Raw genomic sequence first — 21,895 nt, 5'->3', positions numbered from 1 at the left:
TTCGCCTTCTTTACTTTAGTCTCACTTGTTTGCTAATTTTCTAAGAATGACGGCTGCCAATGCCTCAATAAATTCTGGCTGATCATTCGGCATAGGCGGTCGATAATAGCTCGCACCAATTTCATCAGTAACCACTTTACATTCATAATCATTGTCATATAACACTTCAAGATGATCGGAGACAAATCCTACTGGTGTATAAACAAATGCCTTATACCCTTCTGTTTCATAAAGCTCTCTAGTCAAGTCTTGAACATCGGGACCAAGCCAAGGTTCTGGCGTATTTCCTGCACTTTGCCAGCCGACAGCATAATTTTTCACTCCAGCTCCTTTGGCAATCATATCCGCTGTTTCTTGAAGCTGTTTTGGATAAGGGTCTCCCAATTGCAGAATCTTCTCAGGTAAACTATGAGCTGAAACGATTAACACTGACTTTTCTCTTTCCTCTTGCGGCATCCCTTCAAAAGTAGACTTTACACGGTCAACCCAATATTGGATGAACTTTGGCTCATCATACCAGCTTTCCACTGAATGTATAACAGGACCTCCAAGCTTTTCCGCTTCTTCCTTCGCTCTGCCATTGTATGACTTCACACTAAACGTTGAAAAATGTGGAGCCAATACAATACTTACCGCTTCTTCAATACCGTCTTGATTCATTTGTTTAACTGCATCTTCAATAAATGGCTTGATATGCTTTAAGCCAAGATACATTTGAAACTCGTACTCTTCTTGATTTTCATTTAAATATGTTTCTAGGCTTTTTCCTTGATCCAAAGTAATTTTTGCTAATGGAGATATACCGCCAATTGCTTCATATCTGGCCCTCAAATCTTCAAGCATCTCTGGAGAAGGCTTTCTCCCTCTGCGAATATGAGTATAATAGCGTTCTATATCTTCTTCTTTATTTGGAGTGCCATATGCCATTACAAGCAGGCCCATTTTCTTCCTTGTCATCTAATCACCTCTAGTAGATCTGTTGCTACTCTAGTTGCCCAGCTTAGAAGCAGAATATTCATGTACAAATGCCGTTAATTTCTTTAATGTTTCTGGTTTGACTTCAGGGAATACGCCGTGTCCAAGGTTAAAAATATAGCCTGGCTGTTCCATTCCTTGATCTAAAATCGCTTTCGCTCTTTCCTCGATTACTTCCCATGGGGCTAACAAAAGGGCAGGATCAAGGTTTCCTTGAACTGCTTTTGTAATTCCTCTTTCCCTTGCCTCTTTAATAGGAAGTCTCCAGTCAAGTCCTACTACATCTAATGGCAGGTCGTGCCATTCCATTGCAAGGTGGCTTGCTCCAACCCCAAACATAATAAGCGGAACATTTTCTTCTCTGAGGCTAGAGAAAATTTTATTCATCGTTGGCTTTATGAAAACACGGTAATCAGCCACATTTAAAGCCCCTACCCATGAATCAAAAATTTGAATCGCCTTCGCGCCTGCTCTAATTTGGGATTTAACATATGTAATTGTCATTTCGCTGAGTTTATCCATTAAGGCAAACCAAGCTTCAGGCTCTGCATACATGAAAGCCTTCGTTTTATTGTAATTTTTAGAAGGGCCGCCTTCAATCATGTAGCTTGCAAGAGTAAATGGTGCACCTGCAAAGCCAATAAGAGGCACTGTCAATTGCTCCTGTGTAAGAATTTTGATTGTTTCTAAAACATAAGGCACATCTTCTTCTGGATTAATTTCTCCTAGTTTTTCAACATCTGCTGTTGAACGGATTGGATTTGAAATCACTGGACCTATACCAGATTTAATTTCAACTTCCACTCCAAGTGCAGGAAGCGGTGACATAATATCCTTATAAAGAATGGCTGCATCATTGTTATATTGATCAACAGGCAATTTTGTCACATAAGCACATAGCTCAGGCTGATGTGTTATTTCAAATAGAGAATACTTTTCCTTTATTGCACGATATTCTGGCTGAGAACGGCCTGCTTGGCGCATATACCAAACTGGCACATGATCCGTTTTCTCACCTTTTGCTGCTCGTAAAAATGTATCATTAAACATTCTTTCCATTAAAATTAATCCCCTTTCAAAGACTGTCTGCTTTTCATTGTAATATATATATAGTAATAATTAAAATTCCTACAACTTTTTGTCCATCCTTACTGTATCCCTTTCCACTATAGTTGTATAGTTTATAAGAGGAAATGTCGAAAATTTGACGAATTTAAAGAAGGTTCAAGGCTAAAATAAACAGAAAAACCTAATTTTTTGACTTTTCTATTAGAGGGGTGACCTAAAAGATGAATATTTATATGACGAGCGGTACATTTGAATTCTTGAAAAAAATAAAGGGAAAATACGGTAAGGAAAAAATACTTCTTATACAGAATAACGAGGAGGCAGTTCTTGTTCATGAAACCTCAGGGAAAACCGTTTTCGGTGCCCCAAGATCTTATAAGGTTCTGAAATCAGAGGGTGTTTTAGAGAATTCAGGTTTTTTAGTTTTAAATCATATTCCTGTTATTGATGACGACAAACCAATGTTTGAATATCGGTATTCAGCTGACCATGTTCACCTGCTTAATAATCCCGGCTTTGTAGCCCTGCGAGTATTGCGGCCGAGCAAATCCAACACTTATATCATTCTAACCTTATGGAAAAGTGAAAGGTCCTATATGAATTGGGAAAATAATCCATCTCATCAATCTTTCTTCCAAGGAACAAAATCTCCCCCCGCCCAATCCCAAATATTTATGGGGGCACCCTATATTTCGAAGTATTATATTCCCTCTGAGGATGATTAGTATATAAACGGTTCTTAACCTACCTTTTTTGGGGTAGTTTCCTTTTAAGAGTGACTCTTAACTACCTCCAGGGGGAGTTGTTTCTTCTTGAAGAGATATAAGAGCGGTTCTTAACTACCTTCAAGGGAGTTGTTTCTTCTTGAAGAGGTTTAAGAGCGGCTCTTATCTACCTTCAGGGGAGGTGTTTCCTCTTGAAGGGGTTTAAGAGAGGTTCTTAACTACCTTCAAGGGAGTTGTTTCCTCTTGAAGGGGTTTAAGTGAGGCTCTTAACTACCTTCAGGGGAGTTGTTTCCTCTTGAAAGAGTATATCCCTCGTTTATTAAGACTAATTCTTTTAAAATACTACTTTGTTATTCATTAAAAAATAAAACAGACCCTAAATGGAAGAGTCTGTTTTTAACTTATGTATTATTCGATTAACGCCATTTTCCCCTAAAGAACTCATATATAATAATCCCCACAAGTACCCAAGCTAGACCTAGGGCATAGCCCGCAACTACATCGGATGGATAATGAACTTGTAAGACGGTACGGCTAACTCCCAGCATGATAATCATCAAAAATGCGAGGAACATCACTAGCCATTTTCCTGCTCGTGACTGGATATTACAAACGATGAAGTATGCAATCAATACATACAAAACCATCCCCATCATCGCATGTCCACTTGGAAAACTAAAGCTATTCACATGAACGATGTGCTTAATCTCCGGACGTGGGCGTGCAATAGTATCTTTTACGTAATCGTTCAGCAAAGCCCCGGTTGCGACCGTTAAGGTGAACACTGCCATACCGACATAGTCCCTTTTTTTCATCCATAATAGAAAAATAACGACAAGTGCTATTATTCCAATTCCTTTGAAGGAACCAATCACATTAAGCGCTTTGAAAAACGGATAAGAGTTTTCCCTTAATAGACTTAACAAAAACGAACTAACATTTTGATCGAAACGTAATGGCTCTCCGCTTTTTACCGCTAAGGCAAAATAAATGAAAATACAAGCGGAAATGACAATCAATACATATGTAATAGGCGACTTTCTTAATTCCAAACCTTTCCCTCTTTCTGCTAACCTTTTTCACACACGTCCCTTATTTTAGCAAAAACAATCCCTCCTTTACAACATAAAATGCTATAATATTCAAAATACAAACAAATAGGAGAGTGGCTATGCTTAATAAATTATTTGCCAAATTAGAAAATTATTATGAAGACATGGTTTCAATAAGACGCTATTTGCACCAACATCCTGAGCTTTCCTTTAAGGAAGTAAAAACCGCAAATTATATTAAGTCCTACTATGAAAATTTAGGAATTGAAGTAAGAGGCAATGTCGGCGGAAATGGGGTTGTTGCGAAGATTTATGGAAACAAACCTGGAAAAACAGTTGCTTTAAGAGCCGATTTCGATGCACTTCCAATTCAAGATGAAAAAGATGTGCCATACAAATCTCTTGTACCAGGTGTTATGCATGCTTGTGGACACGATGGCCATACTGCTACATTGCTCGTTCTCGCTAAATCGCTACATGAAATGCGTGAAGAGCTTGAAGGTACATATGTGATGATTCATCAGCATGCTGAGGAATTTGCTCCAGGCGGGGCTATTTCTATGATTGAAGATGGGTGTTTAGAAGGTGTCGATGTCATATTTGGCACACATTTATGGGCTTCAGAGCCAACTGGCACTATTCAATATCGAGTTGGTCCAGTAATGGCTGCTGCAGATCGTTTTGAAATTACGATTCAGGGAAAAGGCGGTCATGGAGCACAGCCGCATAGAACGAAGGATGCAATTGTTACTGCTTCTCAGCTAGTCGTGAACTTGCAGCAAATTGTCAGCAGAAAAGTCAATCCAATTGATTCTGCTGTTGTAACGGTTGCCTACTTTATTGCAGAAAACGCCTTTAATGTAATTGCTGATAAAGTAAAACTTGGCGGAACCGTCCGTACTTTTAATGAAGAAGTCCGTACCAATATCGAAAAAGAAATTGAACGGATTGTAAAAGGAACATGCTACACAGCAGATAGCACATACGATTACTTGTATGCAAGAGGCTACCCGGCTGTTATTAACCATAAGGACGAAACTGAATTCCTAATCAATTGCGCACAAAATATTGATGAAGTAACCGAGGTTGTAGAAACGGAACCGCAAATGGGCGGAGAAGATTTTGCTTATTATCTCCAGCATGTAAAAGGAACATTCTTCTTTACCGGTGCGAAGCCAGAAAATACAGATGAAAATTACCCACATCACCATCCTAAATTTGATATTGACGAAAAGGCGATGATCATCGCGGCCAAAACACTTGGCTCTGCAGCACTACAATGCCATACATGGCAAAATAACGATAACGAAACAAAAGTTAGTACACATTAATATAGAAGAATCACCCTGCAGCTTTAGCATGGTGATTCTTTTTTCTCTTAACGGTTTCGAAACAGTTCTAATGTTATTTTTCAACAGGTTGTTTATTGTTTCTTATTTTAAGCATCCGTAAAAAATTTTCATCCCTACCGGTTAAAACAGCATTGATTGATGTGTCCTTATATGGATAGATTCCCTCCCCAGTTTTAGCTCCAAGCTTATTTTGAGCAACAAGTTTAGTAATAAATTCTGGTGCACCTTGAAGATTATTTAGATTAGGGAATAAATTATCAAAAATTCGTTTCCACGTATCTAGTCCACCATAATCTACTGTTTCTATTGGCCCAATAAATGCCCATCTAAACCCAGGTCCATCCTTAATAATTTTATCCATATCCTCCACATCGACAATGCCATCTTCAATTAAACCCAATGCTTCCCTTAATAAGGCTGCTTGTATCCTATTTGCAACAAATCCTTGTATCTCCTTCTTTAATAAAATAGGAGTTTTTCCGATACTTTTTAGCAACGCCATCGTTGTATCGATAACATATTTGGAAGTACTCTCATGTTTAATCACTTCCACTAAAGGTACTAACGGTGCAGGATTTAAAAAATGGGCAATAATAAACCGCTCAGGGTAGATGCTATGTTGAATTAATGCTGTGAGAGGAATAGTGGATGTATTGGATGCGATAATTACATCCTGTGCACAAATTGCCTCTAATGATTTATACAGATCCCATTTTAACTGTAAATCCTCGGGAATAGCTTCAATGACGAATGTTGAATCAACTAAACTCTCTTCCAAATTTGTTGTCAAATGAATATGCTTTAGTGTTTGGTCTTTATCTGATGAAGATATGAGTTCGTTTTTTACATACAAATCTAAATTATTGTTAATAGACGCAAGTGCATTTATTAATGTCTCCTTTTTTAAATCATATAAATGCACCGGAATCCCTGCAAGTGCGAACACTTGAGCAATGCCATGTCCCATTACACCTGCACCAATAACAGTTGCTTTTTCAATCATCATTAGTCATCCTTTTGAAATTGATTTGTATTTATAAAGGTAGGGATATTACATTTTATATTTTTCAACTAGTCCATCCTCAACTACAATAGAACTTGGCATATCGATGTCAACAGCTTCCGCTCCAGCATTTAAAACTGCCGATGATTTACGCATAATTACTACAGTTAGCCAATATAAGAAACCAACAATCGCTGCGGTCCAAATGATATTAATCCATCCAACTGGGATATTTCTATTGATGAAAAATCCAACAATTGTCCAAAACATCGCTACCCAGTTGAAGCCACTCCAATACCAATAACGGCTTCCTCGAATAAATAATGATGGGATATCAAGCTTGCTCCGGGCCAACAGAACATAATGAGCAAGGAATACTCCACCCATTGGAGCAAAGATGTTTCCTAAGATTCCCATATAACCGATATATCCATTAACAAGCTGCGGCATCAATGAAAAAATAACCCCGATGACACTAACAATAATCGTGCCCCAGAATCGACCAAGCCGAGTAAAAATATTACTCAACGACAATCCGCCGGTATATAGGTTTTGAACATTAATCGTCCAATTATCCAACACGATATAAACAGATATAAGAAGTAAAAACCACATTGCACCATTTGAAGCCCCAACGATCACATCAAATGGATTATCATTTTTACCTAATGCTGCCGCAACAGCATATCCACCAACAAATGAACAAATAAGCTGACCAAGAACTGCTGCCACAAATGTGCCAATCCACATGTCTACTCTTGTTTTGGAATAGCGACAAAAATCAGCAGCATCAGTGAAGTTTGAGAACCATGCAGCCGCCATGCTCGTTGCCCAAAGTAAAATTAAAGCCCATTTCATCCCCTCACCGCCAGCAAAACTGAAAACTGCAGATGGGTGATAAGATGGTGTCGGATAGTTCATCAAGACGTAAATAATTGTAATGGAAAATAGTAATTTCAAAACAAGGGAGTAACGGGATAAAATCTTTAATGAGTTGTACCCAAAGGTTGCGATCAATACCTGTAATAATGCAAAGATTAAACTGACTAGTGCTAAACTAACAGGCCTATCCAATATAACTTCAAGCACAGCTGTTAATCCAAGGGCACCAGAAATGGTTTGAAAGGCAAACCAGTAGACACTGGATATGGCACGCAAACCGGAAGCAAGCCAAGAGCCTCGAATCCCAAATACACTACGCATACTGACAAGTCCAGGAACTCCGTAATCGACTCCAACAGTTGCTGCAACAAGGTAAACAGAAAAACCAATCGCGATACTAAGAAATCCAGCAAACACCGCTTGCCAAAACGACAGACCTGCAGCGATTAAGGCACCGCTAATTAAAATGGTACCTGGATTCACCACAAAGTTTAAAACCATGGCAGAAATATCCCACCAGCGAACTGTTCGCAGTTCTTCAGGAACTGCCTCAATCCCGAACTGTTCAACACCTTTTGGCTGCCGGTACTTCTTGGCTAAAGACTCTTCAATTTTAGAATGCTGATCCATAAAGCTCACCCCCGTAAATTTGAAAAAAAGATTGAAAATATTCAGTTATTTAATAGCAAAATAATTTTCACACTCTATAAATGCTGAACTTTATTTTTTCAAAATCCCATCTACATTAAGTTGAGGTTGATGATATTTATTTTCTGAAATGATTCTTCCATGACTTATAACATAACTGCACATAGGCTGATGACGAATTAAATCGAATGAGTCCTCGGCAGGTAAGGTCACAAAGCTCGCTGGCTTGCCAACTTCTATTCCATATTGAGACTCAATCTGTAATGTCTTTGCACCTCTTATTGTTACCATGTTGATCATTTCTTCGACTTCCTGTCTTCCTGTCATTTGTGCTAAATGGATAGCCAAATGCGCTGCCTGCAACATACTGCCAGTTCCAAAAGGATAGAATGGCGTCATAATATCGTCATGTCCAATACTGACATTTATGCCCGCATGCCATAATTCCTTTATCCGTGTAATTCCTCTCCCTTTTGGCCATGAGTCATATCGTCCTTGCATGACGGAGCTAACGAGTGGGCAAGATACAATATTCATTTCGGATTCCTTCAGCAGGCTAATCAGTCTTGCCACATAGGGTTCTGGATAATAAGCCATGGCGTTTGTATGGCTTGCCGTCACCTTTTGCTTCAGCCCCGATTTCAATGCCAGCATGGCAACGACTTCCAAAAACCTTGAATGCCCATCGTCTGTTTCATCGCAGAACACATTCACCATTCGGTTATACTTTTCGGCAAGCGAAAAACAAATTTCCAGTGATTCAATTCCAGTTTCCCTTGTATATTCATTATGGGGAATAGCTCCAACCGCATCTGCCCCTAAAACTAGAGCTTCCTCAAGTCTTTTTTGATTATCTTGATTTGATAGAATTCCATCTTGAGGAAAAGCAACAATTTGCAAATTAAGATAGGGTGAAACTTGTTCTTTAATTTCTAGGAGAGTACGTAAAGCTGTAAGATTCGGGTCAGAAATATCAACATGTGATCGGACATGTAATATTCCGTATGAAAGCTGGTTACGTAATACCTCTATCGCTCTCGTTTTCACATCATCAATTGTTAAGCTTTTTTTACGTTCCCCCCATATTTTAATCCCTTCAATTAATGTACCACTTTCATTCCACCTCGGAGTTCCAGCGGTTAATACTGTATCTAAATGAATGTGGGATTCTACAAATGGAGCTAATACAAGATCCCCAATTGCATCAATTTCCTTTTTCCCTTTTTCTAAAATATTTCCAATTTCTTTTATCTTTCCATCTTCAATGCCAATATCTTTTAGGCTATTATCTGAAGGGAATTTAAGATTTCTAACAATTAGATCATACATGGCGCCACACCCTTCTTTTTTTAAAAAGGCAAATTACGACAATACAGGCTTTAGTTTATTCGACCATGTAATGGATTCCGAAATACGACAAATAGGCTGCCCTCTCCTCCAAGTTTCACGCGATGTTGGAAGTTCTGATAAAATCATTTTCTTATCCGTAATGTCTAGAATAATAAAATCTGCCCAGTTCCCAGCTCCAATTCCATATCCTTGAAGCTTCATAAGCTCGGCCGGAACAGAAGTAATCATTTCAATCAGCTTTTCCATTTCTTCTTCCGTTGTTAAATGAGCTCCGTAGCTTGCTAAAAGGGCTATTTGCAGCAAATCTGCTTTCCCGTATGGATGAAACGGGTCTTGAATATTATCAGATGCTGCTGCCACAGAGATATTCAATTCCAGCATTTGCTTAACTCGTGTTAATCCACGGCGAATAAGGCCTTTATCTTCTCTTCCCATCAGAAACAGATTAGACGATGGGAGAGTTACAATACCTATCTGAGCCTTTTGAACAAGTGACATTAGTTCATGTGCTTCTAGTTCACTCATGGCCGATAAGGATGTACAATGCCCCGCAACGACTCTTCCCTGATAGCCTGTTTGAATGGTCCACTGACAAACATCCTCTAATGATTTAACGGTCGGATCATCCGACTCATCAATGTGTAGATCGATGTTAACGTCTAATGAAACAGCTAATTCAAAAATTTTTGCTAAGTAGAGCTGTGGATTTTCAGCCAAATGCGGTGCTCCACCCAACAGATTTATCCCATTATTGACAGCCCAGCGAATATCCTTTTCCACCTCTTTCGTGATATCAAAAGGACACATTAAAACAGCTTCTAGCGTAATGTAATCAGAAAAATAAGATTGGACCTTTTGAAAAGCTTCAACAACCTGATGTAAATACGAGGATGTACTATAGTTGAGATGGGTACGAATAGCTGTCGTCCCATGCTGTATAGCTTTTAATATTGTTGCGGTCATTCGTTCTGTTATGGAGTTGACATCCATTTGATTTTGGGCATCTTCAAACCGCCAAATGGCTTCTGACAGTGTGCCAGAGTGGTTTGGTATTGCAGGCCAAGTGAGTGCCTTATCTAAATGCATATGCACATCCACAAAACCTGGCAGCACTACCCTTCCTTCTACATCTACTATAAGAAGTTGAGGGCTTTTAGTAAGATGCTCATCTGCATCTGTTACGGAAGTAAATCTCCCATTTTCAATCGTTAAATCTTTAAGACCTGAAGACCCTGGAATTCGTGCATTGTGTATGACTGTTCTTGCTTTCATATTATCCTCCAAAAAATTATAAATAAGGACAATCCCTTTTTATCATGCATCAAAACATTCTAGAAACTAACCTTTTACTAAATCATTCACAACACCAATTTTTCCGGGGTTCAATAATCCGTGCGGATCATTTTCGTGTTTCTTCTGCACAACTGAATCAATGTATGCCTCCCACCCGCCTTTTTCAAGTAAGTTTGTATGTGGATCATAAATCTTAACACCGATTGACTCACAGAATGAGATCATTTCATATAAATGTTCCTTCGTCTTGTATCGAACAAGAGGAATTTGTTGAGGGATAAGCTCTCCTTTACTTCTCATCCAATCAAAATGGTTATAAAATTCGTCCTTATACTTCTCTTTAATTAATTTTATTTGCTCAAGATACGAGTCTAGAGAAAAACTCCCTTGTAAATAGGTCATTTTTTCATTTGCATTTAGAGCCCACAAGGTTGTATGATTCCATGTGAAATCTGATAATCTGATTCCCTTTTGGTATTTAGAAGATGGGATTTCATAAGAAACTGTACCGTTATGTTCAGATACTAATGACTTCACAAGCTCAAACGACTTCTCTTCAACCTCTAATATGACGATATGTTTATCCGGTTCTATTACCTTTTGAAGAGGCTGGAAATAGGATGGGATTGGCCATTCACATGTTGAAATGGAACGTTTCTTAATTTGAGAATCCTTTGCAATCTTTTCCGAAAAAATTAAAGAGTTTTCTAGATCAGAAAAAGAGGCAATACACTGCGTCCATTCAACTCGCTTTGTCGTTCTAAACACAATTTCGGTTATGACTCCAGTTGTACCGTAGCTATGAATATAATTCATCATACCCTCGCCTTTAACGGTAAAAACACGAGGAGTCTCCTCCATAGTTAGGACTCTTAACTCTAATACATTTCCATCCCATAAATTCCCCCACGTAATGGAACCGATTCCTCCAGATCCGCCACTTACAAAGCCACCTGCCGTAGCCTTTATGTACGTAGTTGGATAAATACAAAATTCCTGATTTACTTCTCGTAACTCTTTTTCTACTAATCCTAATTTAATTCCTGGCTCAACCCGTACGGAGCCTTCTTCGATCTGAATAATCTTATTCATTCTTGTCGTATCAATAAGGATGCCGCCATTCATTGGAATAATTTGACCGTAATTTCCCGTTCCTGCTCCTCGAATGGTTACAGGAATTTTATTTTGTACAGCAAGAGTTAAAACACTTTTAATCTCTTCTTCATTGCCTGGTTTTACGATGTAGTCTGCGATTTTATCATCCAACATATCGGTTAGAACTGGGGAATACCAATAAAAATCCTTCGATAATTGTTTACGTGATGGCAAATCTACAATCACATTTTCTTCCCCAAGAAGAGAACTTAACTTTTTATGAATACCATTCACTTTTATTCATCCTTTCGGTTAATGAGAGTTACAAGTCTAATAANNGGGCTAGAAAAATAGAATTATCTCTTTATTTCAATAGATTCTTTATCCATTAAGCTATCAATCTCAAAATTCATCATTTCTAAAAGCATTTCCGCCAAATGTTTTCCGTGTTGTTCATAAATCCTTCTACCCTTTTCCGCTGAGGACGTTTTTGCATTTCCTAAAATGCCTGAAGAAGATACATCGTCAATCGTCCACGCAAAATTGGATTTTTGGAAGCGAAGGAAATTTGACTTTTTCAATAATTCTGGATATTCAACAGGCAGCTTATCCTCTCTAACCCATTCTGGATAGGACGCCATTATCAAGGAAGTTTCATAATCCCCTCCATGAATACCTAATAATCTTTCTGTCTCGCTTAGGAAATTTTCTTCAAGTGTCAATCCTCCAACATTGATTCGAAAAACCATTATGTTCGTTTCTAGCCGCACCTCTCTTGCTAAAAGATTTAATAGGTCACTATTTCCTCCATGGGCATTAAACAATAATAAACGCCTAAAACCACTTTGTTTTAAACTTCTGCCTATATCCATAATCACCGACTGCAGAGTAGTCGAAGATAGAGAAAAGGTTCCTGCCCGACCAAGGTGCTCATTGCTTTTCCCGTAAGGAAGAGGAGGTAAAACCCAAATATTAGAATCAGAAGGAACATACTTAAATGATTCTTCTAATACTGTTTCCGCAAGTAAAGTATCAGTGAATACTGGAAGATGAGGACCGTGCTGTTCAACTGCCCCAATAGGCAGGATGACCAATGAATCTTTTTTAGGCAAATTTTCAATTTGTGTAGATGAAAGTCTGGGCAAAAATCGATCATCCCAGACTTTTCCGGAATACCTTCTAGTCAACTTGAGAGCCTCCCTTAATTTTTATTCTCTATATAAATTCTACAAACAATTAGAATTTCTTCTTTATTTTTTAGGAAGCATGCAAAGGTCCGTTTCGACGATAATTCTTTCTACATCTACTTGTTTAAGAGAATCATCAATTTGAGAGTAAGCCCATAATATGATTAACTCTTCAGATTCGCTGGCGTTGACAAATCGGTGAGGAATTTTAGCAGGAATAAAGGAAGTATCATAAGGCTCTAATGCGGTTCGAACTCCTTCTACATCACAAAAGGCATTTCCTTTTAAAATAGTTACAGACTCTTCCACATTATGGATATGACATGGCAACCCTTTACCTGGTTCAAACGTTGCCAATCCAACAATAATGGTTTTTGGGCCCATTTCTTTCATCATCATGTCGTGAAATTGTACGCCTTCATCCATTTCAAAAGGTTCTATTTCTTTATATTTTGTTATGACCGGCTGATATAATGTCTCGTTCAACATTTCCACTCCTTTTAATTTTGATAAATTTTATAAAAATATTTAGAGGAAAGCAGATAAATCTTAACTTTCCCCGTTAAATTTTGAATGATTACTATTTTTTGTTTTGATTATATTGAAGATAGACAACATGTGTCTGTAGATACTCTTCTAAACCATGCTTGCCATCTGCTCCACCAATTCCAGATTTTCTCCAGCCTGCATGGAAACCTTGAATAGCCTCAAAGTTCTCTCTATTGATATAGGTTTCACCGAACTTTAACTCATTACATGCACGCATGGCAACATCTATGTTTTGGGTGTAAATAGAAGATGTCAAACCATATTCACAGTCATTAGCCAAATCAATCGCTTCATCTAGGTCTTTAAAGGTTGCAATCGGTAATACTGGACCAAAAATCTCATCTTTCATAATTCTCATATCATTGTTTGTATTAATCAGGACAGTTGGTTCAAAGCAATAGCCAACTTCCCCTGTTCTCTTGCCACCTGTTAATAGCTTTGCTCCTGAAGCAATCGCTTCTTCCACATGCTTCTCAACAGCTTCTAGTGAACTCTTATTGATTAGTGGACCCATATCAATATCAGAATGAACAAGAGGATCGCCAAATTTTGTTTGTTTCATAGCCTCTCCAACTTTTTCATAGAACTCTTCTGCTATATCCTCATGAACATAAACTCGCTCACAACAGTTACATACCTGTCCAGAGTTAATAACACGGGAAGCAACAATGGATTTTACAGCCAGATCTAGATCTGCATCCGCCATGACGATTGCTGGTGCTTTCCCACCTAACTCTAGTGATACCTTTGTAATATTTTCTGCTGCTGCACGCATAACTTCAGCACCTGCATGATAGCTGCCGGTTAAGCTAACTAAACCAACTTTTGGATTGGATGCAAGGTCTTTCCCGATCACACTTCCACTTCCGGTAACAAAGTTGATTACACCTTTTGGCAAGCCCGCCATTTCAACAATCTTCGCGAATTCAAGCGCATTGTTCGGGGATTCAGCACTAGGCTTAAGCACAATTGTATTTCCAGTGATCAAAGCAGGCGCTGCTTTACGTGCAATTAAGAAAAACGGAAAGTTCCAAGGAAGTATTCCCGCAACGACACCAATTGGCTGCTTAAATAATAAAATATTTTCGTTTGGACGATCACTCTGAATAATTTCTCCTTCATAACGTCTAGCCCATTCCGCTGAATAGTCAATATAATCTGCTGTAAAATTTACCTCAACCTCAGCTAAAGCTAGAGTTTTTCCCATTTCTTCAGAAATGACTCTTGCTATATGGTCGGCATTCTCACGGATTCCTTTTGAAATAGCTCTTAAATAATTTGCCCTCTCAATTGCAGGGAGTTTTGCCCACTCCTTCTGAGCAAGTGCTGCCGCATCAACAGCACGCCTTGCATCAGCCACTGTTCCTTTTGGAACCTCTGAAATGATTTCTTCTGTTGCGGGATTAATGACAATTGAAGTTTCATTTGAACTGGATTCAATAAATTCCCCATCAATATACATTTGATACACCTTTACACTTTTAGTCGTAGACATATGCACCCTCCTTAGCATTATTATCTTAACATCAGACCATCTAACCTTAAGAGAATTATAAATAATCACTCTTTTTATGTCAATGTCTTTTTAAAATATTCTGAATATATTTAAAAAAGGATAACTCTACTTTTTATAAAGAGTCATCCTAATTAACTTATTGTTTTTTGTTATGATATTCTAATAATAAATTACTTACGATTGTTAGATGCTCTAACATCGCATTTCCAGCTTCTTCTTGATTGTTATCCTTTATTGCTTGAGCTATTTTCATATGATGGTTTATAGCTTTCTCCTGAATAGCTGAGGATTCGATTACTTTAAACATCCACTCCTTTGTTATATCACGTAAAATATTCATTACTTGCAGCATAAAAGAATTTCTTGCTATTTCAGCAATTGCCGTGTGGAATTCCAAGTCTGTCTTCAAAAATTCTTCATTATTGCTGGCCTTACTCATAGAATGAAGAATGTTATCTAATCTTTCGTGATCAGCAACGGTGGACTTTTCAGCAGCCATTTCTGCTAAATCTGTCTCAAATTTTACTCTTGCTTCAATGAGTTCAGTAATATTGTCAAAACTAATCTTAGACATAAGTGCGAGATGTTTAGTAAAGAACCCTCCAAATGACTCTGTAACAAATGTCCCTTCAGGAACTCTGACTTCAATCAGTTCTAGAGCAGCAAGGGCACGTGTTGCCTCTCTAAGCGTACTTCTTCCTACACCAAATAACTCCATTAACTCTTTTTCGGATGGCAACTTTTCACCAGAAGAAATTGTCCCATTTATTATTAACTCCATCAATTGCTGGACAATATCTTGAGATAGTGTTGTTTTCTTCAATTGATTAATTTTTCCCTCTAGCATACAACCCCTCCATTAATCTGAACATCAGACATTAGAACCTTTTTACTATTATAATATTAATTCATATAGTTTTGTTAATTTTTTGCATTTTTAAGTGAAATAAATTTATATACAAAAAAGCACCCTATAGAATAGACATTTTTGTGCCTGTCCTCTAGGGTACTTTTCACTCTGGCTTTGGGACTGTTTTCAATACTCGCATCCGATATGCATTTTTCGCTGTCTCTCCGAGCTGTTCCATTAAATTATTGTTTGCAAATGCGCCTACAGCGGCCCCAATGCCCGGAACCAACTGAAGCATTTTGACAAAATCGATATAATCACGATACTCTTGCTGAAATTCTCTCCAGTCCATTTCCAAAACTTGAGACTTTCTCACATCCCATTCCTCAACAATCTGCCAGGTTTCTCTTCTCTTTTCACTGCTTGAAAAAGCCAGCTTGAACACATGAAGAATAAATAACCGTTCTTCATATTCATTTGTATCAAAACCGTAAATAGCTGCCGCTTCAAATAGAAATTTCATTTTTATCGTTAAAAGCAGCGGAAAGTCAGCCAATCCGAGCAGAATTCCGCCTGCTCCAGTTCCAGCTCCCTCAACGATAGCTGTTTTTTTATAGGAGGAGAATTTTTCAGTAAGCTTTTTATCCATTTCCTCTAGCGAATGGCAAGCTGTTTGTTTTTTTCGCGTTGTTAAATTGGAACCGACAAGTGTTGCCTTTACCATATTCTTTATACTGTCAGTTAGGATTTGATGTGCCTTTTCTGGGATCAGACTATTCACTTTTGTTTGTGCTTTTTTTGACAGGCGATTTAACATCCCGGATTTTTTAAATAATTTATGTTTCCACTCTTCAATCTCTTTATATGCTTGCAACTCATACTCATTCATATGCTACCCATCCTTTTTTTTCTTACTAATAAATACGGTAACGGGAATGAATAGTTTCATTCATATTCATGATTTCAGTCTTTTCGTAATATATACATTTGTAAAAAAGTAGGCAAAACCTAATCCAGCTATTAGAGTAATGAAGGCTAACATCCCCTCGCCTTTTAATAAAATCGCTATGGCTAATAAAAGGGATTGTAAATATAAAACCCTTGAGAGCAGCCGCTTAAAGGCTTTTTCTTTTAATTCCTCCTTGATTGGATAAAGCTTGATCCAAAGTTTATTTTGATGATGGTTCCAAAGAGGAATTAACTGAAACCCAGTTAAATAAATAAAAAGCAGCGCAACGATTGTCTGACCTAGTCCAAAGGAAATAAAATAAAGAACACCAATACAAATAAGAGTTAATCGGATAAATAACCCAAAGTAATCACCTGCCCGCAGAAAGGTTCTTACATAAAGATGGTTGAAAGTTTCCTTTTGTGCAAAGGATATCTTGCTGAACACCCAATCAAGCCATTTACGCCTCTTCACACGGTCCCTTAACTTCGGAACATCGGTAAATAAATTGGCTAGCCGATAGAAGGAAGTCATTCTTCTCTCTTCCATCTCGATTAAATACTCCCATTTCAAGCCTTTATCCATTGTATTTCTGTGATAAAAGAATAGTAAACCCATTAATAACAACACCACAGGAATCAGAAAAATAATTCTGGCATTCGAAAAGAGAAAGAAAAGGAAAACAGCATTTATCGCATATCTTACAAGCGAGTCAATGACATGAACTTTTGTTTCAACAAAATACAGGACCTTCCAGCGGACAATGACATTCAACGCTTTTATTATGAGAATCACGAATAAAAAAGGCATAAACTTATTAAAGTCCCCGTCATTCACCCTTGCGTACATTGGTATAAAAACACCAAGTCCAAGAAAAATAAGGTATGCGTGTACAGCAAAGCTCACTATAATTGAGCGGAAAAAATAGCGTGAAAGCTTGCTTTCCAATGGCAGCAGAAATATTTTGTCTGCTTCAGATAGAAAAGTACTGATTGGACTGTAGGTTAACAGTAATCCAATCACAACAGCCATTATGGCCGCCGCCGGAAATTGCTCAGGGACCGTTTTTAACCACTCCTGGTAAAAATATGCTGCTGTTCCAATTAAAAAAAGCAGTACAATTACTATATGACCATTAAATATATATCGGGAATAACGAGAAAGCTCCTTCATTCTTTGATTGAATCGCTCTCTCCACAACTTCTTCTCATCAAACATAATTTTCTTCCTTTGTCAGCTGAATATAAATATCATCTAATGTAGCATCCTGCATAGAAAATTGCTCCCTTAGTTCACTTAATGTTCCTTTTGCCCGGATCTTTCCCTCATGTAAAATGACAAAACGGTCACAATATCTTTCCGCAGTTGCCAGAATGTGAGTTGACATTAGAATCCCCGCGCCGTTTTCTTTCATTTTATTCATTAAATCAAGAAGGGATTGAATTCCAAGCGGATCAAGCCCGACAAATGGCTCATCCACAATATAAAGGTCAGGCTGAACTAAAAAGGCGCACATGATCATTACCTTTTGTTTCATCCCTTTTGAAAAATGAGCAGGAAACCACTTAAGCCTTTTTTCCATGCGGAATTCCTTTAAAAGCTTGTCCGCCCTTTCCTTATACTCCTCCATTTTTAACCCATAGGCCATGGCTGTTATTTTCAGATGATCTTCTAAAGTCAATTCATCATATAATATGGGTGTTTCTGGCACAAAGGTAAATTGCTTTCGATATGCTTCTTTGTCTTGATGGAATCTCTTTCCATTTATTGTGATTGTTCCGCTGTGCGCCTCCATTAACCCTATGACATGCTTGATTGTTGTACTTTTTCCTGCACCATTTAAACCAATTAAACCAACGAGTTCTTTTTCATTTACCTCAAAAGATATATCCTTTAATACGGGATTTTTCGTATATCCGCCCGTCACATTTTCAATTTTCAAAAGAGCCATGCTATAACGTCCTTCCCTATATACTACAACCATTGTAAAAAACACTTGAGCCAATTGTCCAATTTGCTTATCCATTTTCTAAAAAATCTTTTCTAACATGTATATGAAATTTCAAGACGGGTATTCTAATCTATGAAGGGGAAACAAGCTATTTGATAACGTAAAGAATTATCAAATTTTGAAATGAGGTGTCTGTCGCAGACAATGAACATTTCAATATAAGCTAAGCTTCCAACGTTTTAAAAATAAGGGGATGGTTACATTGGGCAATGTTCTAATTAACCAAGAAGATCAAAGCGAATAACAACACTACACTTAAAAAATGAGGTGTTTGTTAAAGACAATATCCTGCTTTATACGTTTTAGTAAAAACTTATAAAGAATTGGGGATGGTCAGCTTGAACAATGATCGAATCTCTCTAGACGTAAACACAATCATTCAAGAATAAATGAGGTGTTTATCAAAGGGAATGACCTGAAATAGAAACGTATAAAAAGAAGCAATCCCCTTCACGAAGGCGGGATTCCCTAGCGGATCCTGCCTTTTATCCGTTTATTCATTATGGTATTATAGGGAATATTGAATAATCTTGGGAGAAGGAGTGTTTTGTGTGAGCAATTGTATTTTTTGTAAAATTGTTAATGGAGAGATTCCCTCAGCAAAGGTATTTGAAAATGAACATGTATTAGCTTTTCTTGATATTAGTCAGGTAACTAAGGGCCATACATTAGTGATACCAAAATTACATACTGAAAATATTTTCGATATGAATGCTGAAACAGCGAGAACGCTTTTTGAAGCAGTTCCGCAAATTGCAAACGCAATTAAAGAAGATTGTGAGCCTTTAGGAATGAACATTTTGCAGAATAACGGCAAGGAAGCTGGTCAAGAAGTCTTCCATTTCCATCTGCACTTAATCCCTCGTTATGGCAAAGGGGATGGCTTTGGCGCGGTATGGAAAACGCATAATTCTGAATATACCCCACAGGATTTGCAGGAAATAGCCAAAGGGATTAACAGTAGAATCGCATCGAAATAAAGAGATTAATCTTGTTAATTATCCACAAACTAAAGGAGCTCTTTCAACTTTTTGGAAGGCTCCTTTTTTTGCCACTTTTTTCAGAAAGTTTGTAATTCCTCCTGTACAAATGATTTATTTTTGTTACCATAGGATTATCTTTTTATCTTATTACAGCGTTAAGGCGAAGCTTATACTATTTTTGGAGGGGCTAATATGAAAAGAGCACTAAATTTTAATGCGGGACCAGCTGCTCTGCCGTTATCAGTATTACAAGAAGCTGAGAAGAATTGGCTTAATTATAACGGCAGCGGTATGGCTGTTATGGAATTAAGTCACAGAAGCAAAGAATATGAAGCGATTCATCAAAAAGCACAGGATTTACTACGAAGCATCCTATCGATACCAGACAGCTATGAGGTTCTGTTCCTTCAAGGTGGAGCAAGTCTTCAATTTTCAATGGTTCCGATGAATCTGATTACAGAAGGAAAGGTAGGAAATTATGCTTTAACTGGTGTTTTTGCTGAAAAAGCATTACAGGAAGCCGAAAAAATTGGGCAAACCTATGTTGCTGCCTCAAGTGAGAAAGAAAATTATCGTTTTATTCCTAATGTTAATGATATTGAGCTTTCAAAGGAAGCAGCTTATCTTCATATTACAAGCAATAATACGATTTATGGCACTCAGTGGAATCAATTTCCATCCAATAAAGAGGTTCCTTTAATTACTGATATGTCCAGTGATATTTTAAGTAAAGGAATAAATATTGAAGATTTCGATCTTATATATGCTGGGGCACAGAAGAACATGGGACCATCCGGGGTTACCGTTGTGATTATGAATAAGAAGCTCCTATCCAATTCAAATCGTTCACTGCCAACTATGCTAAACTACAATACTTTTGCAAAAAACAATTCCCTCTACAACACGCCACCAACATTAGCAATCTATTTATTAAAGCTTGTTCTTGAGTGGGTCGAGCAAGAAGGCGGTTTGCCAGTCATCGAAAAGAGAAATGAAGAGAAGGCGAAAATTCTATACGATTGTATGGACGAAAGTGAAGGCTTCTATATTGGACACGCTGAGAAAGAAAGCAGATCCAAGATGAATGTTACCTTTAATCTAAAAGATGAGGAAACATCGAAAGGTTTCCTTCAGCAAGCTAAGGAAGCTGGCTTCATTGGCTTGAACGGACATCGTTCTGTTGGAGGCTGCCGTGCATCAATTTATAACGCGATTCCGGTTGAACAAGTTGAACAGCTTGCAAAGTTTATGAAAGCATTTAAAAATAATTATTAACTGAAAAATTACTCTTTAATATAAAGCAATGTATGTTATAATTAGTGCAAGTTTCTTGCTGCAGGCAACGAGTGCACTGCAGAAGGGATAAATATTAATAGCTTAGTATAGCAGAGGAGAAGATGAGAAATGAATACGAAAAATCTTGTAGCCCTAGCCCTCTTAGTTGGGATGGGAACAGTATTGCATGCAGTTGTTCCGGGATTCTTTTTTGGAATGAAGCCAGATATGATGTTAACGATGATGTTTATTGGAATTATTCTTTTTCCAAATAAAAAGAGTGTGTTGCTTCTTAGTATAGTAACAGGAATTATAGCTGGTTTAACAACTACATTCCCTGGTGGCCTAATTCCAAATATCATTGATAAACCGATTACTGCATTTGTATTCTTAGGATTATTCTTAGCTTTAAAGAAATTCCAAAAGTCCATTGTTAGTGCAGCCATTCTTACAGCGGTGTGTACGATTGTATCTGGGATTGTATTTTTATCGTCAGCTTTATTCATTGTCGGTCTGCCTGGACCATTCACTGCTTTATTCGCAGCAGTTGTTTTGCCAGCAGCTGCAGTTAATACGATCGTAATGGTTGTCCTTTATCCAGTGGCGCTTTCAATTGTGAAAAGAACAAAACTAAATGATTCAACAGTCGTTATTACACAAAATAATGGCGCAGATCGTAAGCTTATTGATTAATAACGTGAAACAAAAACCCGCTTCATTAAGCGGGTTTTTACTTTATTGCAAGCTATACATAAAAGCACCTATTAATAATAAAACAATCCCCCCGGCTCCTAAGGCAGCTGCTCTTTTTCTCAATATATATTTAGGCGGGTAAAAACCTGGCTTTCTCATTGCTAACATGAAATAAACGCCACCGGCGATCAGAACGGCCCCAATTGTAAAAAATCCTGTTGTTATCCCTGACATACGGACCCCCTCCCCTCTTTCTTGCAACTTGCATGTAGTCTCTTTCTTTATCTTTATGCTTGAATCCTTGCTCGTATGTAAAAGGAAGAAAGGATTGATCCATACTAAGAAAAGCGGAAGCGCCTTCGGAACAATCAAAGAACAATTGTTCCCGCGATGAATATTCGCAGAAGTATTCCTTTGTGTTCACCCCCGACAAGCACAA

Annotated in this window: 21 protein-coding genes; 5 read left to right on the top strand and 16 right to left on the bottom strand. The window is 37.8% G+C overall.

Translation table 11 applies throughout. From position 1 onward, the window contains the following. Nucleotides 1–21 precede the first annotated feature (21 nt). Nucleotides 22–957, bottom strand: a complete 936-nt coding sequence (hemH, locus tag V7164_RS02805) for a ferrochelatase (RefSeq protein ID WP_335353357.1) — start codon at nucleotides 955–957, stop codon at nucleotides 22–24. Between the two features lie 30 nt (nucleotides 958–987). Next, nucleotides 988–2,034 (bottom strand): uroporphyrinogen decarboxylase, encoded by a 1,047-nt coding sequence (gene hemE / locus V7164_RS02800; RefSeq protein ID WP_335344477.1) that lies wholly within the window; start codon nucleotides 2,032–2,034, stop codon nucleotides 988–990. 230 nt (nucleotides 2,035–2,264) lie between these two features. Here hemE and V7164_RS02795 point away from each other — a divergent pair, with 230 nt between their 5' ends. Next, entirely contained in the window at nucleotides 2,265–2,768 is a 504-nt protein-coding gene (locus tag V7164_RS02795; protein ID WP_335344478.1) for an antibiotic biosynthesis monooxygenase family protein, read from the top strand. Between the two features lie 416 nt (nucleotides 2,769–3,184). Here V7164_RS02795 and V7164_RS02790 read toward each other — a convergent pair whose 3' ends face one another. Beyond that, nucleotides 3,185–3,820 carry a phosphatase PAP2 family protein gene (locus V7164_RS02790; protein ID WP_335353356.1) on the bottom strand — a complete coding sequence of 212 codons (636 nt, stop codon included), beginning with the start codon at nucleotides 3,818–3,820 and terminating at the stop codon, nucleotides 3,185–3,187. 119 nt (nucleotides 3,821–3,939) lie between these two features. Between V7164_RS02790 and V7164_RS02785 the strand changes: the two genes are divergently transcribed. After that, nucleotides 3,940–5,151, top strand: coding sequence for a M20 family metallopeptidase (locus tag V7164_RS02785; RefSeq protein ID WP_335353355.1), 1,212 nt, complete (start codon nucleotides 3,940–3,942; stop codon nucleotides 5,149–5,151). A gap of 73 nt (nucleotides 5,152–5,224) precedes the next feature. On the opposite strand, the gene V7164_RS02780 is transcribed toward V7164_RS02785, so the two are convergent. From V7164_RS02780 to V7164_RS02725, 12 genes are all read right to left on the bottom strand, one after another. After that, a complete protein-coding gene (locus V7164_RS02780; protein ID WP_335344481.1) occupies nucleotides 5,225–6,178 on the bottom strand; it encodes a 3-hydroxyacyl-CoA dehydrogenase family protein in 954 nt (317 codons plus the stop codon). A 45-nt stretch (nucleotides 6,179–6,223) separates the two neighbouring features. Further along, nucleotides 6,224–7,687: a purine-cytosine permease family protein gene (locus tag V7164_RS02775; RefSeq protein WP_335344482.1), complete on the bottom strand. Its 1,464-nt coding sequence runs from the start codon at nucleotides 7,685–7,687 to the stop codon at nucleotides 6,224–6,226. Between the two features lie 90 nt (nucleotides 7,688–7,777). Further along, nucleotides 7,778–9,034, bottom strand: a complete 1,257-nt coding sequence (gene codA / locus V7164_RS02770; protein ID WP_335353354.1) for a cytosine deaminase — start codon at nucleotides 9,032–9,034, stop codon at nucleotides 7,778–7,780. A gap of 33 nt (nucleotides 9,035–9,067) precedes the next feature. Next, on the bottom strand, nucleotides 9,068–10,327 hold the full coding sequence (locus V7164_RS02765) for an amidohydrolase family protein (RefSeq protein WP_335353353.1): 1,260 nt from the start codon (nucleotides 10,325–10,327) through the stop codon (nucleotides 9,068–9,070). Between the two features lie 66 nt (nucleotides 10,328–10,393). Further along, nucleotides 10,394–11,737 carry an FAD-binding oxidoreductase gene (locus V7164_RS02760; protein ID WP_335344485.1) on the bottom strand — a complete coding sequence of 448 codons (1,344 nt, stop codon included), beginning with the start codon at nucleotides 11,735–11,737 and terminating at the stop codon, nucleotides 10,394–10,396. A gap of 62 nt (nucleotides 11,738–11,799) precedes the next feature. Then, complete coding sequence (locus V7164_RS02755) at nucleotides 11,800–12,630, bottom strand: creatininase family protein (RefSeq protein WP_335344486.1); 831 nt, start codon at nucleotides 12,628–12,630, stop codon at nucleotides 11,800–11,802. Nucleotides 12,631–12,693: 63 nt separating this feature from the next. Further along, nucleotides 12,694–13,119: a cupin domain-containing protein gene (locus V7164_RS02750; protein WP_335353352.1), complete on the bottom strand. Its 426-nt coding sequence runs from the start codon at nucleotides 13,117–13,119 to the stop codon at nucleotides 12,694–12,696. Between the two features lie 91 nt (nucleotides 13,120–13,210). Beyond that, entirely contained in the window at nucleotides 13,211–14,674 is a 1,464-nt protein-coding gene (aldA, locus tag V7164_RS02745) for an aldehyde dehydrogenase (protein WP_335344488.1), read from the bottom strand. Nucleotides 14,675–14,831: 157 nt separating this feature from the next. Then, entirely contained in the window at nucleotides 14,832–15,542 is a 711-nt protein-coding gene (locus V7164_RS02740; RefSeq protein WP_335344489.1) for a FadR/GntR family transcriptional regulator, read from the bottom strand. A gap of 166 nt (nucleotides 15,543–15,708) precedes the next feature. Continuing rightward, the gene (locus V7164_RS02735) at nucleotides 15,709–16,434 is read right to left on the bottom strand and encodes an EcsC family protein (protein ID WP_335353351.1); all 726 of its coding nucleotides are present in this window, start codon (nucleotides 16,432–16,434) and stop codon (nucleotides 15,709–15,711) included. Nucleotides 16,435–16,500: 66 nt separating this feature from the next. Next, a complete protein-coding gene (locus V7164_RS02730; RefSeq protein ID WP_335344159.1) occupies nucleotides 16,501–17,712 on the bottom strand; it encodes an ABC transporter permease in 1,212 nt (403 codons plus the stop codon). Beyond that, a complete protein-coding gene (locus V7164_RS02725; protein ID WP_335344158.1) occupies nucleotides 17,705–18,445 on the bottom strand; it encodes an ABC transporter ATP-binding protein in 741 nt (246 codons plus the stop codon). Before V7164_RS02725 ends, V7164_RS02730 begins: the two co-directional genes overlap by 8 nt. A gap of 611 nt (nucleotides 18,446–19,056) precedes the next feature. Between V7164_RS02725 and V7164_RS02720 the strand changes: the two genes are divergently transcribed. From V7164_RS02720 to V7164_RS02710, 3 genes are all read left to right on the top strand, one after another. Beyond that, entirely contained in the window at nucleotides 19,057–19,485 is a 429-nt protein-coding gene (locus V7164_RS02720; RefSeq protein WP_335344157.1) for an HIT family protein, read from the top strand. Nucleotides 19,486–19,680: 195 nt separating this feature from the next. After that, nucleotides 19,681–20,763 carry a 3-phosphoserine/phosphohydroxythreonine transaminase gene (serC, locus tag V7164_RS02715; protein ID WP_335344156.1) on the top strand — a complete coding sequence of 361 codons (1,083 nt, stop codon included), beginning with the start codon at nucleotides 19,681–19,683 and terminating at the stop codon, nucleotides 20,761–20,763. A gap of 129 nt (nucleotides 20,764–20,892) precedes the next feature. After that, on the top strand, nucleotides 20,893–21,456 hold the full coding sequence (locus tag V7164_RS02710; RefSeq protein ID WP_335344155.1) for a tryptophan transporter: 564 nt from the start codon (nucleotides 20,893–20,895) through the stop codon (nucleotides 21,454–21,456). A 42-nt stretch (nucleotides 21,457–21,498) separates the two neighbouring features. Here the strand turns inward: V7164_RS02710 and V7164_RS02705 are convergent, their stop codons facing one another. Beyond that, on the bottom strand, nucleotides 21,499–21,690 hold the full coding sequence (locus tag V7164_RS02705) for a hypothetical protein (protein WP_335353350.1): 192 nt from the start codon (nucleotides 21,688–21,690) through the stop codon (nucleotides 21,499–21,501). Nucleotides 21,691–21,895 lie beyond the last annotated feature (205 nt).

Source organism: Bacillus sp. JJ1474 (assembly GCF_036965225.1).
In the GTDB taxonomy this organism is placed as follows: domain Bacteria; phylum Bacillota; class Bacilli; order Bacillales; family Cytobacillaceae; genus Cytobacillus.
This window is presented reverse-complemented; position numbering and strand designations above follow the sequence as displayed.